A 15020-nucleotide genomic window follows, 5' to 3' on the forward strand; every position below is an offset into this window, starting at 1 on the left:
CACTCTATCATGATTCTAGAATTTAGACTGCAGAAGAATGTTTTTATCATTAAAACATCGATCCATATACTATAGTGAACATTTAGATAAATAATTAATATATTATAGATTAAGATCGGATATGGAAGAAAGACAATTTCTCCATAGATTATGCACTACTGCGCTTCATGTTGATACTTCTATCGAATTTGCTGGCGTTATTGACTCTAATGGCAAATTGCTAGTAGGGAAATCAAGAAATATACGTTATAATCCCAATTTCTCAAAAAGGAAAATTACTTGTCCTTCTTTTAATAGTTCCCGCCATTATGGTAACCCACTTTTTAAAGATAAAACCTTGTCATCAAATAGCATAAAAAGTATAGTATCTCTCCAGTCCAATTTGATTGATGATGATACAGAATTCAAACTAATTAATTTATGTGAGGATGTTTTTTTGGCATATATCCCAATAAATCAACTATACGATCGCTTCCTCTATATCTATTTTAGAACTGATGACTATTTGGAAGATGTCCTCTTAAAACTTGATACTACTTTTTCATAATATCTCATTTGTCACTATTAAATTACAAATACAAAATATGAATGCTCTATGTTATTATCATTGATAACATACAATGTATGTCACTCTATGGACTCATTAACTTGACCGGTTTTACAAAAAAAAAACCGGAAGAATTACGTTCCTAATCGGTAGTATTTTTTACATGAGGGAAATGGTATCCATATCTATTTTCTTTTCTTATAATTTCTAGAATTTTTCCGGCCCTGTTGTTCGTTCTCCTCAAATAATCGAATACTAGAGTACAGGATATTTTTTCTATAATTCTTATTATTGAATTGTAGACTCGCTTGATAATCTCATCCTTCACTTTTGACCTTTTATTTAGTTGCTCTATTGTAGATTTTGAGTCGCTTCTAATAACTATTATTTTTCTTTTTCCTCTTTTTTTTAGTTTGGTCTTAAATATTTTGAGATTATCTGAAATTGCAAAATATATTGCTAGCATTTCCATTCTCTGGACGCCATATCTTTCATTCTTCTTGTAAGGTTTTAGCGTTCTTATTTTGCTCTTGTTTTGAAAATGGTTATGCCAGGAAATGTATCCCGATGGTGATCCGTCTACATCAATTGCGATATGTATCTTGCGCAATCTGATTTTCTATAATCTATGTCATGATATAACCATTATCTATATAGTTACCATAAAGCGTATAAACTTTATCGAGTGATCTTCGAGGTGCTTGTTGATCGATGATGATCCTAAACGGTTCTATAATAGAGATAACGCTTGTGAGAATCAATGTTTATTATCATACTCTGTTATCGATGTTGATGAACAATGTATGACGAACAGAACGATTTATGGCATGCGAAAATCAGGTAGAAATAGTGACCATTCGATGACATGGGAGGAATGGCCACTAAGTGTGATTGCAGAAGGAAAAAGGTAAATTGATTATTAATGCAGACCAAATTAAGACTTGTTATAGTTTTCTATATAGAATTAGTTTTTTAATATTTTCAACTGTTACTGGATGGTCCGTCTTGTTTTTAAGACATGATTTACTAGGGTTCTCTGTAATAAGATTAGAAAAGCTTGTCTTGCATAGAAATTATTTATGGATGTATTAATGGTATATGGTTTTATTATATCAAAAGAGGGATATCTTATTATGAAATATCTTTGGTATTTTTTATCCTAAATTAATCTATTCTATATAGTATATGAATAATATATAGACAATTGATTAATAATTATATAATTATACAAACTTGATGAGTAATCTAATCAAATATAGGATATTAGGTATATCACTTTTAGCCGTATCGCTATTAGTTCCAATTTATGTGAATTCAGTACATGCACAAAAAGGTTCTATTAATGGAGCTGGAGCAACCTTTCCTTATCCTTTAATAGATACATGGAGAGTAGAGTATCAAAAAGTAAACCCCGATGTTAATCTTAATTATGCTTCTATAGGCAGTGGTGGAGGAATTAAACAGTTCACTGAAAAAACAGTTGACTTTGGTGCTTCTGACGCTCCTCTTTCGGAAACCGAATTCCAAAAAGCAGGGAGTGCAGTACACATTCCAGAAACCCTAGGCTCTGTTGTTCTTGCATATAATATTCCAGAAGTTACTACACCTCTTAAACTTACAGGGCCCGTTATTGCAGACATATTTTTAGGAAAAATCACTAAATGGGATGATCCAAAGATAAAAGAACTAAATCCAGATGTAACTTTGCCTTCTGAAAATATAGTTACAGTTCATCGTTCTGATGGTTCTGGTACAACATTTGTATTTACTGATTATTTATCAAAAGTAAGTCCTGACTGGAATCAAACTATTGGTAAGGGCAAATCAGTACAATGGCCAGTTGGCATAGGCGCACCAGGAAATGAAGGCGTGGCCGCATCAATTCAAGGAACACCTTATACCATTGGGTATGTCGAATTAGCATATGCCTTAACAACGCAGATGAATTATGCATCAGTTCAAAATAAAGAAGGTAATTTTATCACACCATCAGTTAATTCAACCAGGGCAGCAGTAAGCGCAGAAGCATCTACTTTGCCCAGCGGCTCAGCATCTTGGTCTAACGTGACAATAACAGATCCATCAGGACCTGATTCCTACCCAATCTCTAGTTTCTCCTACCTTTTGCTCTATAAAGACTTGAGCACCAATCCATCAATAGATGAGCAAAAAGCAAAAGCAATAGCTGAATTCATAGAGTGGGCCATAACTGATGGACAACAGTTCGCAGAACCATTGGGATATGTTCCATTACCTCAGTCTGTAGTTGATGTCAATGAAGCAACATTGAAATCACTGACTTTTAAGGGAAACCCACTAATTACCAACTAATTTTTATTTTTTTTCTATATAGAATATATCTTCTATATTGATTCTATATGTAAAATATATTATTGAATAGTTTTACTTTATTGATATACTTTGCCTCCTAAAGACTCTAAAAATACTCATGCCGAGCTTGTAAAGAAACTAGATTTACAATCTCAAAAATCGTTTTTTGGAGATAAATTTTTCAAAGGATTAGTAATTGGGGCATCTGTTTATACTCTTTTTATGGTTGCCCTTGTATTTTTTGCTTTAGCTGAAGGTTCTATACCTATTTTTCAAGAAGAAGGCTTTAACTTTATAACAGGAACCGATTGGAATGCTGTTGAGGGACGAGAGTCCTTTGGAGCCCTGCCTTACATAATAGGAACGCTTGTTAGCTCAACAATTGCAATGGCTATTGCGGTTCCTATCAGCGTAGGAATAGCCATATTTATTACAGAAATGATGAAAAATAAAATTGGAACCGTTTTATCATTTATAGTTGAGCTTTTAGCAGCTGTCCCCAGTATTATTTATGGTCTGTGGGGATTATTTGTTTTCAGATTTTGGATTAGAGACTACGTAGAAGAGCCTCTTCATAACACATTTGGAGGTTTTCCTTTTTTTGCCCAGGCTCCTTTTGGTTTGGATGTTTTTACAGCAGGAATAATTCTTGCGATAATGATTATTCCTATCATTACAGCCGTATCGAGGGAAGTTATTAAGGCTATTCCTCATTCACAGAAAGAAGCCGCATACGCACTTGGTGCAACACGATGGGAAATGGTCAAAACTGCTATTCTACCCTCTTCAAGAACTGGTTTGATGGGAGCAACATTTTTGGGATTGGGAAGAGCTATTGGAGAAACCATGCTGGTGACATTGGTTATAGGAAATGCAATTGGTTTGGCTGCTATTCCGACATCTTTGTTTTCCCAAAGTCAAACTCTTTCTAGTATTATTGCCAATGAATTTAATGAAGCATCAAACGATCTTCATCTTTCAGCATTAATTGGTTTGGGGTTGGTACTTTTTGTAATTACTATTTTCATAAATGTTGCTGCAATCTATATAATTTCAAAGGTTTCCAAATCCTATTCTAACTTGAGGGAATAGTATGATCAAAGAAAACAAAACTAAAGATTACAAATCATTAATTCAGGAACGTGTTGCGAAAAATTCCAGAAAAAGAAAGATCTTTAATAATTTTATGACCGTTTTGTTGTTTGTTTTTGTAGTAATAGCGATCATACCTTTAGCCTCCATTTTGTTTGAAGTGTTTAAGAATGGTGTTGGCGCTCTAAGCTTTGAGTTTCTATTCAGTCCTCCGGGTGCATTCGGTTCAGGCGACGGGGGTATTGGTCCAGCCATCCAAGGAACTTTGATAGCTGTAGGACTTGCCTCTTTAATTGGAGCCCCTGTTGGGGTTCTGGCAGGCGTATACCTGTCCGAATATTCCAGTTCTAGCAAACATTTTGCATATTTCCTTAGACTCTTTAATGATGTATTGACTGGTATTCCTTCTATCGTTATAGGAATTACGGGATATATCTCACTTGTACTAACGCTTGGCTCATTTTCAATCCTGGCAGGGGCCTTTGTTTTATCTATAATAATGATTCCTATTGTTGCAAGGGTCTCTGAAGAAACATTGAAACTAGTACCAAACTCTTTAAGGGAAGCAGCATATGGTCTAGGCCTTCCAAAGTGGAAAGTGGTATGGCATATTGTGATAAAGGGATCTAAAAGCGGTATATTAACAGGCATCGTACTTGCCGTATCAAGAGTCGCTGGCGAAACCGCACCATTGATAATGACTATTTTAGGAACAAGTCTATTTTTCAGTGGCTTTAATTCCCCTGTTGATGCATTACCTTTAAGAATCTGGCGATTGGCCTCGCAGCCTTATCCCGCGGCTCATGAACAGGGATGGGGTGCTGCCTTGGTGCTTATATTGCTTATATTGGCGTTAAGCGTTGCCCTGAGGATGTTTGCACAAAAAAGGAGTACGTATAAATCGACTACGTAATAATTTATCTAACTTATCTATATAATACTATATATTTCATATAGAAAACAAATATTATGATTTTTTGATTAATAAAGATATCTCGTGGGTAACTTGGACAACTCCTTAAGGTCTTCTATTAAAGATGAAATTGATGCCATTTCAGAGTACACTAAAATCAAGGCCGAAACTGATACTCCTACTAAAAATGGAATTTTACCTTCTTTTAAAGCAGAGACTGAGCGCAATCTTGATTCAGAACTCAAAATAGAGAATCCTAAACTATCAATCCAATCTTTGAAAGCCTGGTTTAGTGGTAAACTAGCTTTAAAGGGTATTAATCTAGATGTTAAGGAAAACTGTGTCACCGCATTAATCGGTCCATCGGGATGTGGCAAAACAACCCTATTAAGATGTATTAATAGGATGCATGATTTAACTCCAAATGCTACTGCTGACGGCAAAATTATTTTAGATGATTTAAATATTTATGATAAACAATCAGATCCTGTCCTTATAAAGCGACGAATGGGGATGGTCTTTCAAAAACCAAATCCATTTCCTACTATGAGTATATATGATAATGTAGCTGCTGGCTTGAAACTCAATGGCATTAAGGATAAAAATTTGATAAAGGATATAGTTCACGATAGCTTGAAGGGAGCTGCATTATGGGAAGAAGTAAAAAATGATCTTGATAAACCAGGAATAAGTTTGTCTGGTGGCCAACAACAAAGACTTTGTATTGCCAGAGCCCTTGCGATGCAACCTGAAATTCTCTTGATGGATGAACCAACTTCTGCTTTAGATCCTATTGCATCTTCAAAAATTGAAGAGTTGATGAATGATCTCAAGAAGAATTTGACTGTGATAATTGTAACTCATAATATGCAACAAGCAGCCAGAGTTTCTGACTACACCGCATTTATGTATTTAGGAGAGTTAATCGAATTCGGTCCAACCGATCAAATATTTAAGTATCCAAAGAAAGAATTAACTGAAAGATATATTTCCGGCAAATTCGGATAAGCCGCCTACCTATAAATTTTAAACGCTTTAGTCAAATTGGTACGATTACTTGATTTAGGGCTGACTAAGGTTAGCAGCATTATTTTTGATATGGCTGGTTTAGCTGAAAATACAGTGTCCAAAGCTATTACATCCTATAAGGATGATGATACCTCCACAAAAAATCAAATATTTGAGTCGTCTGCAAAACTGCGTTTTCTTCAGGATGAAGTATCGGAATTATGTATCGAATTGATTGCTCGATTCCAGCCTGTGGCAACAGACTTGAGATACATAAAATCTTGTATGGAGCTATCTTATGTTTTTTCAAGATTCGGTAGATATGCTTTTGATATTATTACAGTATTAGAAATTCTAGGACCATTAGAATTGTGCGATAAGTCTTCAGTAATGCGCATGTCAAAACTTGTATTAGAGATGATGGATCTTGGGATATCTGCATTACGATTGCGGGATAATTCTATTTTAGCCAAAATTTATGAAATGGAGGAAATGGTTGATGTGTTATATAGAAAAAGTACGCGTGAATCATCTCAAATTGTCATCGCAAACAATTATTCAGATAACAGATGCAATATCTCCACCGCTTTAATTCTAAAGTATTTGGAACGCATTTCTGATCATGCATGCTATATTGCAGATTCAGTTAATTATATCGAAACTGGTATGGCTAGTCCAAGAAGATAATTCCTTCACAAAAAATTGTACGAATCACATCGTATTGCATTATACTCATAAATTCAGACGGAATTTCTCATAGTCAATTTAATTATTGTTAAAAGTCTCATAGGTTTTGAATTATTTAGGATAAATAGCTTTGCATATACAACATACCTTTGCTTTTTGTGTTATTCCTCCCAATCAAATTCATCTCCACAAACTAGACAACCCGGTGGAAGCCGTGTTTTTTTATATTAGTTACTGTCTCATATCCACATTCAGGATTGTTACTGAAACCGCCAAATTCTTTCATTTACTTCAAATGAACATGCCACAATGGAAGCTCCCAAAAGAAACCAGTATGTAGGATTCCTGGGAACAAAAAAGGGGAATTCTGGTTTACGTTTAGCCATTTTGTTACGTTCGTTAATCGTATCTCTTTAAGGATATCTTTAATCAATTAACATCCAGCGATCCTGTATGTATTTGACATACATAATAATCAGTTTATTTTGTTCATAATTTCATGGGAATATGGATGATTATGGAAACGACTAGCTCATCTATCGATTTCAGATTCGTATTATATCTATTGCTAAACCCACCTGGCCTGTAATGAATTTCCTGTTATGTTGTAGATTTTGAATAAATTGAAGAAAGTCACCTCTCTCCCATTTCCTTTATGAATTCCATTGCGCTCAAAGATCTGTATCCATTTGGAACCCTATAGTGAAGAATGAAAAATTAAAATACGTATTTTCATGTTTGCATTATTTTTTAGAGTTTAACTGATTCTTCATTTGCATAAAATCAGTAATATCTTTAAATATTTTTGATATATTACTCATGGAGTTAATACTAAATGAAATTCATGGTAGGTTATTATCTAAATGGATACATTTACACGAGATAGACTCAAAGTCAAAAAGATTCGAATTAATGTCATCTCGATTAAAATCATTATTTTTTATTCCTATTGTTGCTTCTATTCCTATTATTACGCCTCTCACAACAGCACTGATGCCTTCAATGGTCTCTGTGTTAGAAGCACCATTACAACAAAACTACATAGACTATAGTAGGATATGTTAGATCTGACAGACGAAGATATTTCATTTTGGCCTCATATCTAAGTAATAAACAAAAAAGAAAGCACAAATACAAACTACAAAAAACATATCCTTCAGGATTAATTTCTTAGCATATCTATTTGGCGAGTGTAAGTAATAAATGAACAAAATGATGGTTATACAATGATAGTAAGATCACTTAATTAATTATATATCATTTTAGCAAGATATAGATAATGACAATAAGACAACTGCAACGACAAGCGAACAAAATAGTACTATGGGACAGGTAAATGAAGTGAATGTTAAAGAATATCCATCGGCAATAGAATTATCAACTATATTAAAATGCGTTAATTATCCTGCTGCCAAAGATACAATAGTTAATTCTGTTTTAAGCGACAATACGGATAAAAATTTATCTGAAATGTTAATACAAATAGAAAATAAAGTGTATAATAATGCACCAGAAGTCATGTGCAATAGACTTAGTAAACAGAGAATAATATAAAAGACTATTATTTTGTATTTTGGCGAGAACGATATTGAAACAGAATACGTGTATCTCCGCCTTCATGTTACTAATAGATAAATTTATTTTATATTCATAAATACGAAGATAGGGGTGTATTTTATTACTATTATAAAAAGGATATGATATGTTTAATTACCTATTTTAGTAAATACTAACAACCTAGAGAATAGTAATAGGCTACATTTATGTCATAAATAGTGTTGTAATAAGGGTTATGGCAATGAAAGGTAAGTCGCAAACTACTTTCATAGATTTCTTATCAAAATCTATCAAAAACATGAGGCATGAGATCAATCTGGATGATGACGTGGTCACAAGTTTACTGATGCCTTTTGCTTATTTTCTAGGGTTTATTTTCTCTCTTAAATACTTGTCATTCTCTCTGTCATGTTCATAGCATATGAATTGCTTTGTCGCCTAACTCAACATATTTAGCTGGAATGAACAGATTGATTATTTGTGATAGACTGGCCCTCTTACAATCGCTCATTAGTTCAACGCGGTGAGATCCTCTTCTCGTATGATTTCCTTGATGGTTGGGGTTCAGAGATAGAGAATATGAATATAAACAAAAAGGGTAAACCATTTGTATTTCCAGATTCTTTCATCTTGGCCATTGGTTACATTCGCTATTTATTTCACCTACCATACAGACAAACCCAAGGTATAATTAAGGCCACAGGAAAAAGGTTACCTGCTAATCCACCAAGTTATGGTCACATCTGTAAACGAATCAACAAGCTAAACATCGATATTAAAAGAGACAAGATGGATGACGATGATGACCTAATAATATCAATAGACAGTACAGGTATCAAGATTACTAACAGAGGTCAGTAGATGGATGAGAAATGGAATACACAAAATAGAAAAGGATATCTCAAGATCCACGTTGCTGTAGACATAAAGACCAGGAAAATCATTGCTTTGGAAGTGACAGATGAGAAGGTACATGATGGGAAAATGCTAAAGAAACTAGTCAATCATGTTTTGGATTCGAGAGAACCAAACACTGTAAAGATAAAATCGGTACTAGCTGATGGAGCCTATGATTCAAATCCAAACTTTGTGTATCTTGAGGACAAAAAGATCAATCCAGGTATAAAGGTAAGAAGGAACTCTATTGTTTCTCCTAAAAACAATAGGTTAAGGAACAACGAAGTAAAGTTACAAGCAAAGGATCTGTTGAAATGGAAGACAAAAAGAAAATACGGACAGAGATGGATATCTGAAACTGTGTTCTCAGCTATAAAGAGAATGTTTGGTGAATACACATCAGCAAACAGGTTTCAAAACATGGTAAAGGGGATCATGATAAAAGTATCATTGTATAACATTTTTAGAAGAATATAACATGATGATCATGATGATAACCGGAGAATAAGGAATTATGCAACAAAGCACATATGAATTCCCATACAACTAGATATCAAATAGATTAGTATAAAATTTCATACCAGTCCTACTGAATAAAATACCTAGTAGAGCAATGATAATGATTAAGCTTTATTGAATGATGGGGTTTTCCATTTTATCGTATATCACTACGAATGATAAAAGGATGTTTTGATATAGATGACTTGTAAAAACAGGAAATAATGAAATTCAAATTGTTTTACCTAAAGGTCAAGTTATAGACATTTATGACATTCGTAAACTTATAAGCTTCAGGAGCTTGAGGTTTTTTGAATGTCTCCTGATGAGGACATTCAAGATCATTTGGTAAAATATGAGAATTTATGAGTGGCGAACCTGAAAAAGTAATGCTATATCATAAATTAGAGTTAGAAAATCTAAAGATAATCAGTGATAAAACTAATTATTTAGACATGGATACTGCTAAAATTCCTATTGTAGAATTTGTATGTGATAAATGCAATTTGTCTATGGAAAATCGTCAATTTCCATCCAAAGTGGATCTCTTCTGTATAAACTGCAATCAACCATATCCTTAGTTTCTTTATGAATTATTTCCTTTCAATTACTTTTCATATACAGAAAGGTTTGTTCGGATTAGTTATCAATAATTAGTTTTGTTAAACTAATTCTTCAGAGAAAATTTATTGTTAGAAAATTTTCTTGCTTTTTCTAGGAGATTACGATAATTTACTACTTGTTGAAAAATCATACAAATTATGAAAAAAACTGCGAAAATCACAGCTAGGAAAAAAGATAGATAACCTAGAAAATTCATAAAATCTCATCTACACTATTTCATTTATATTTTTAGATTCTTTCTCTTTCTATTCAGAATCTTAAAGTATAGATTATTCAGCCAACAATTATCGTCTGACTAATGTAGATATTAAAGAAGTCCACCGTTTAGAAAATAGATAGACGATGTATGCACTGTTTTTTTATTTTTGGTTCTAAAAAGGAGAAAATAACATAATGAGATGCAAATCTTGTAAGTTTTAGAGTTCGTTACTATCAATTTTTAATTTTCTTAGACCGTCCTCATTTTGATTTTAGATCCATCCCACATTCATTACAGTATCTTGAATCTGCAATATTTACAAGATTACAATTCGGATATGAGGTCAACTTCTTGACAATTTTTGAATCAAAAATAAATTCAAAACACTTTTTGTGTACATCAACCAGAAATATCTTAAAAAATCACTTGGTCGTCTCTATCATAATCTTGCTTTAAGCAAATTGCAAATCCAACATGACCACAATCATCCGTGCTACAAGACATACACAAAGGCATGCTCTCTCTATAATCAACGATAACATCTTTTGAAATACTTTTATCAAACAAAATTACATACTTATTAACAAGAAAATCCTTGACTACAATCAAAGTATCTCCCGAACCTGCATCTTTTGCTATTAACCATTTCATAAACTCCATTGTACCTAAATCAAGCGTAGTAAATACAGTTTCCTGCTCAGTTAATTGGGATTTTCCAGACAAAGCTATCTTAATCTTTCCTTTCCAATGAATTTACACACAAAAATGGGTATTAAAGTTATCTAAATTATGTTACCTAATATCATTTTTTTAAAATGTAAAATGTTGCACAATTATTACAGTATTTCAACCTTTGTTGGAACTTAATTATAGCGAACATCGGTTTTCATTGGCCGACACCGCAGATATCCATTTTTCAGTTTTCGGATAATCGATAAGAATGGTAGTCTTATAATTTTGTCGCTTAATGGAATTTGATTTGTCATAGTCTGATCAAGACGCAATCGAATAGCCTGAATATTTGATTTAGCATCTAACAATTATCTCAGGTTTAAGCAACGCATACCTATCATGTTAATTCTTTTGACCTTTATTCAGTGACCTGTATGCCCTATAGATTGATAGGTCATAAATTGATTGATAGAACTAACTAGACTTGAATTATTTGTAATTAATAATAAGATGGAGCCATTTTTTAAATCCTGTATCTTGTATTGTATGTGATCTTTATTTTGGGTCAGAGCGTCTGTGCCAGGAACTGATTGTGCATGAATGAGTAATGGTTTTTAAAGTTTCCTTCAGCAAAGTCATTTTGTATATCTCTTGTGTGGCTTTTAATTTGATTAATTGTTTTATTGTCTTTCTCATCTAATGCTGTTATCTTTATTTGTCCTCTATCCTTAGTTGAAGAGAATTCATGAGATATCTTGGTTTGATCAAACCCCATGGCAAGATTACCTCTTTGCATTATCTGAGTCATATTATGACTATTCATAGGTTGCGATAAGTCATTCTGTAAAGCATCGATAGAGGATTCTTGTCCAAATATAACAACTAAGTTAGTAGTGGCACATAGGAGTGTGATAAACGTAAAATAAAGAATTCCAATAACCCCGTAAATTAAAAGAAGCTTTCATGATTATCGATGTAAAGACTAACAATAAAGAATTATTGTTCATTCGTAGAATCCCATGATTTTTTACGATATAGATAAGAGTAATTAGCGAATCAAAATATATGTGCAAAGGATTTATGGCTTTAATACTTGAAAATTATCTAGAACAACAGGATTGAAATATTGGTCAAGTGTAGACGGTGAAGCACCTACATTATATGATTAAGCTTTCGGTCCTGTTTCGTAAGTTATTGTAACCCTATTTATCAAATTTTTAATCCTACCTTCATTTGGATTAGATGATTGTGATTCTCCTGCTGAAGCTGGAGGCGCATAATCGTAATACCTTCTTTCTAATACTGGAGGCAAATCTTCTGTCCTTTGTGAATAAAAGATTTTCAGATAGCCAACTCCTCAGGCATATATGTAAAAGCTGAATATGATTTTGGAGTTCAAATATAACACCCATAATATGTTAACTTTGAATTTGTGATTCATCTCAAACAAGGATCGCAAAAACATTCTCTATAAGCTATAACTTGTAATTTACAAGATATTATTTGGATTTTAACCAAAAATACAACAAATACAAGTAACTGAGGTAGCAGAATTCAGGAGAGATAATATCTAAACATTTGCAACTGAGGAGAATTTGTTCAAACTAAGCCCACAACTAAGATTTTTTTATAGACTATTAAATCTCATAACTTACAAGAGATGTATTATTAGTCAATTGATTAGATTGACTATGACCTACCATGATTATCTCATCTCGACTGAAGGCAGGTTAAGTATTACTATATTTGTTATAGACAAAAAGTTTAGTATTTACATTTTATTCGAATCGGAGGTATTATTTGACAAAATGTGAATGGGACAAATTAAGAATCTTGAAAAATTAAATAGACAATATCAAATATTTAATTATAGTTAAATAAATTTAACTATCTTGATGAATTGGATATATTGAATAGGTTTGAATAAAAACAAAAAGTGCATAATATGTGGATGCTCTGGTCATTCTCTTTTCGGTTGTTTTTCTCATTGGACGGGTCATAAGAAAAATAACGGTATGTGTGGTAAACACTAATCACTGGTATCTTACTTCAATTCATAAAGCGCTATCACCAGTTTTAACAAGATTTTTTCGTTAGTTGTTTCTGCCAATGGTACAAAATATTTCTGTGTTTCTTCCTTAATTCTTGCTATTTTGTCCTTCCTTCTCGAATTTTTCAACGATCGAAGTTCATCTAGTCGTTCAGCCAGAATAATGTTTTTTATCATGCTGTCTGATTGTTTTATTTTGCCAAACAGTTTTTCTATTTTTAATTCTTCATTCTTGTTGGATTCTGAATCGGAATATTTGCTAAAAAATGATACAGTTGTGAATGTTTTTTCGCTAATCTCTTTTTTTATGTAGTCTTTCGTCTCTTTGGGTACTTCTTGTTTATTGAAAATATCATGAAGTAGTGCAGAACAAACCAGATCTGAACTATCTGAGTTCATCTCTTCGTTTAGAATTAATGCTACTCTTAGTGAATGATTGATTTGAGGTTCAATTTTATCATATTGGTATTTTCTAGTCATACTACTGTAAATCCTCAATGCTAATCCGAAGGCTTTCGAAATTTTTTCTACTTCGTTCATTGAATCCTCAAAAGGTTTTAATAATTTGGTAAATCCTGTTTTAATGAAATTATTCTTATTATCACTATCCTTAGACATTTCTAGTAATTTGACCTAAGACCTTTGGCAATTCATCCATTAATGTACTTTTCATCTACTTCCTAAACTACTTTGATAAAAGTTCATAATAAGGGTAATAGATATACATTCATAAGTTTATAACATTTTATCAATTTATTGAATATATTTACATGGTTTACGATGATCCAAACAAAAATAATATTGTAAATATCTCTATTCAATATAACGATATAAAAGTGCAATTTAGTGGGGAGCCTGAGAATGTCCTTTTGTCTACCATTTCTTTTCTTACCAAAAATATTCCAGAGATACGCTTGGCTCAGAAAATTTCCTTAAATTACTCTGTGTCCGAATTAATCGAGATGTATTCATCCATAATCAAAATTACACCAGAGGGGCCCAAAATATTGCCCAACGTTGGAGAAATTCATAATAAGAAATTTTCCGATAAGGAAATAGTGATGTTATTTTTGTTGGGGTCAAAAATAGCATTCGAATTGGGCAAGATTTCTGAAAAATCATCTCCTATATCCGAAATCCAATCTACAACAAACCTAAATCCAAAATCTATTAGTTCAAGATTGTCTGAATTAGTGAAAGTTGGATATGTTATAAAAAGTGTAAATAAGGAAAATCAAGCAGAATCAGTAGTGTATGGGATTACCACTATCGGAATTAAATGGTTAAATGATATTATGGCAAAAAAATTACTCTAAATTAGTTACTTTTCAAACAATGGCTTTTTCTGAATATATCTGTAGTTTCTTAGAGTTCCTACACGAGTTAATATCCCTTCTCTTACCATGTCACTTAAAGAATGTGATACTGCTGTTTTATCGTAATTATATCCAATTCTTGACAACTCTTGGTGAACCTCTATAAGTAGTCTCTCACTTTCAAAAAATTTCTCATAAAAGATTTTTTCCATCAAACTTCTACACGTATTTCCATTCTTTGCAAGTTCCTTTAATGAAACATTGTTTCTTTTTTGATTTATATTTTGCAAATTAGCGTCTCCATCAATTTTAGATCTTAATAAATCAATTTCAGTCTTTAATTTTTCAATTTCACTATTGGTATTTGTACTTGAGAGCGAGGCGATATCTATTCCGGTAAGGACATTCTCCACTACATTCTTAACTTTATCTTCTACACATGTAATTTCGACCTCCCATTCTTTATATTTCAATTTTATCTTTGCCTCCAAAGATAATTTCGATACCGCTTCACTCATGTTTGATATTGTATGTACTTCCTGTCTGATAAAGGTGTTGTTGCACAACATGCACATCATGAACAACATTTATTAACATCATGTTGTTGTTGAACAACATGCACAATCAAT

The 15020-nt window shown here is 32.6% G+C and carries 15 protein-coding genes and 1 pseudogene; 10 read left to right on the plus strand and 6 right to left on the minus strand.

Going from position 1 to position 15020, the window contains the following annotated elements; translation table 11 throughout:
• Window positions 1–121 precede the first annotated feature (121 nt).
• The gene (locus tag NMY3_RS03790) at window positions 122–547 is read left to right on the plus strand and encodes a hypothetical protein (protein WP_196817608.1); all 426 of its coding nucleotides are present in this window, start codon (window positions 122–124) and stop codon (window positions 545–547) included.
• A gap of 142 nt (window positions 548–689) precedes the next feature.
• Here NMY3_RS03790 and NMY3_RS03795 read toward each other — a convergent pair whose 3' ends face one another.
• Window positions 690–1157, minus strand: coding sequence for a reverse transcriptase-like protein (locus tag NMY3_RS03795; protein WP_196817609.1), 468 nt, complete (start codon window positions 1155–1157; stop codon window positions 690–692).
• A 626-nt stretch (window positions 1158–1783) separates the two neighbouring features.
• On the opposite strand from NMY3_RS03795, the gene pstS reads away from it, so the two are divergent.
• From pstS to NMY3_RS03835, 8 genes and pseudogenes are all read left to right on the plus strand, one after another.
• Window positions 1784–2878, plus strand: coding sequence for a phosphate ABC transporter substrate-binding protein PstS (gene pstS / locus NMY3_RS03800; protein ID WP_196817610.1), 1095 nt, complete (start codon window positions 1784–1786; stop codon window positions 2876–2878).
• Window positions 2879–2968: 90 nt separating this feature from the next.
• On the plus strand, window positions 2969–3970 hold the full coding sequence (gene pstC, locus NMY3_RS03805; RefSeq protein ID WP_196817611.1) for a phosphate ABC transporter permease subunit PstC: 1002 nt from the start codon (window positions 2969–2971) through the stop codon (window positions 3968–3970).
• 1 nt (window position 3971) lies between these two features.
• Entirely contained in the window at window positions 3972–4883 is a 912-nt protein-coding gene (gene pstA, locus NMY3_RS03810; RefSeq protein ID WP_196817612.1) for a phosphate ABC transporter permease PstA, read from the plus strand.
• A gap of 246 nt (window positions 4884–5129) precedes the next feature.
• Window positions 5130–5891: a phosphate ABC transporter ATP-binding protein PstB gene (pstB, locus tag NMY3_RS03815; RefSeq protein ID WP_425319422.1), complete on the plus strand. Its 762-nt coding sequence runs from the start codon at window positions 5130–5132 to the stop codon at window positions 5889–5891.
• 36 nt (window positions 5892–5927) lie between these two features.
• Entirely contained in the window at window positions 5928–6578 is a 651-nt protein-coding gene (locus NMY3_RS03820; RefSeq protein ID WP_196817613.1) for a phosphate signaling complex PhoU family protein, read from the plus strand.
• A gap of 1323 nt (window positions 6579–7901) precedes the next feature.
• Window positions 7902–8132 carry a hypothetical protein gene (locus NMY3_RS03825; protein ID WP_196817614.1) on the plus strand — a complete coding sequence of 77 codons (231 nt, stop codon included), beginning with the start codon at window positions 7902–7904 and terminating at the stop codon, window positions 8130–8132.
• Window positions 8133–8615: 483 nt separating this feature from the next.
• Window positions 8616–9509 (plus strand): annotated as a pseudogene (locus NMY3_RS03830) (IS5-like element ISThar1 family transposase).
• 386 nt (window positions 9510–9895) lie between these two features.
• Complete coding sequence (locus tag NMY3_RS03835) at window positions 9896–10111, plus strand: hypothetical protein (RefSeq protein ID WP_196817615.1); 216 nt, start codon at window positions 9896–9898, stop codon at window positions 10109–10111.
• A gap of 656 nt (window positions 10112–10767) precedes the next feature.
• On the opposite strand, the gene NMY3_RS03840 is transcribed toward NMY3_RS03835, so the two are convergent.
• The 4 genes from NMY3_RS03840 to NMY3_RS03855 all read right to left on the minus strand — a co-directional run bounded on the left by NMY3_RS03840 (window position 10768) and on the right by NMY3_RS03855 (window position 13693).
• Window positions 10768–11076, minus strand: coding sequence for a hypothetical protein (locus tag NMY3_RS03840; RefSeq protein WP_196817616.1), 309 nt, complete (start codon window positions 11074–11076; stop codon window positions 10768–10770).
• A gap of 514 nt (window positions 11077–11590) precedes the next feature.
• Window positions 11591–11848, minus strand: a complete 258-nt coding sequence (locus NMY3_RS03845) for a hypothetical protein (protein WP_196817617.1) — start codon at window positions 11846–11848, stop codon at window positions 11591–11593.
• 342 nt (window positions 11849–12190) lie between these two features.
• On the minus strand, window positions 12191–12337 hold the full coding sequence (locus NMY3_RS03850; protein WP_196817618.1) for a hypothetical protein: 147 nt from the start codon (window positions 12335–12337) through the stop codon (window positions 12191–12193).
• Window positions 12338–13069: 732 nt separating this feature from the next.
• Window positions 13070–13693: an HD domain-containing protein gene (locus NMY3_RS03855; RefSeq protein ID WP_196817619.1), complete on the minus strand. Its 624-nt coding sequence runs from the start codon at window positions 13691–13693 to the stop codon at window positions 13070–13072.
• 152 nt (window positions 13694–13845) lie between these two features.
• Between NMY3_RS03855 and NMY3_RS03860 the strand changes: the two genes are divergently transcribed.
• Window positions 13846–14391: a hypothetical protein gene (locus NMY3_RS03860; protein WP_196817620.1), complete on the plus strand. Its 546-nt coding sequence runs from the start codon at window positions 13846–13848 to the stop codon at window positions 14389–14391.
• 5 nt (window positions 14392–14396) lie between these two features.
• Here NMY3_RS03860 and NMY3_RS03865 read toward each other — a convergent pair whose 3' ends face one another.
• Window positions 14397–14909 (minus strand): hypothetical protein, encoded by a 513-nt coding sequence (locus NMY3_RS03865; RefSeq protein WP_196817621.1) that lies wholly within the window; start codon window positions 14907–14909, stop codon window positions 14397–14399.
• Window positions 14910–15020 lie beyond the last annotated feature (111 nt).

The organism is Candidatus Nitrosocosmicus oleophilus, from assembly GCF_000802205.1.
Classification (GTDB): domain Archaea; phylum Thermoproteota; class Nitrososphaeria; order Nitrososphaerales; family Nitrososphaeraceae; genus Nitrosocosmicus; species Nitrosocosmicus oleophilus.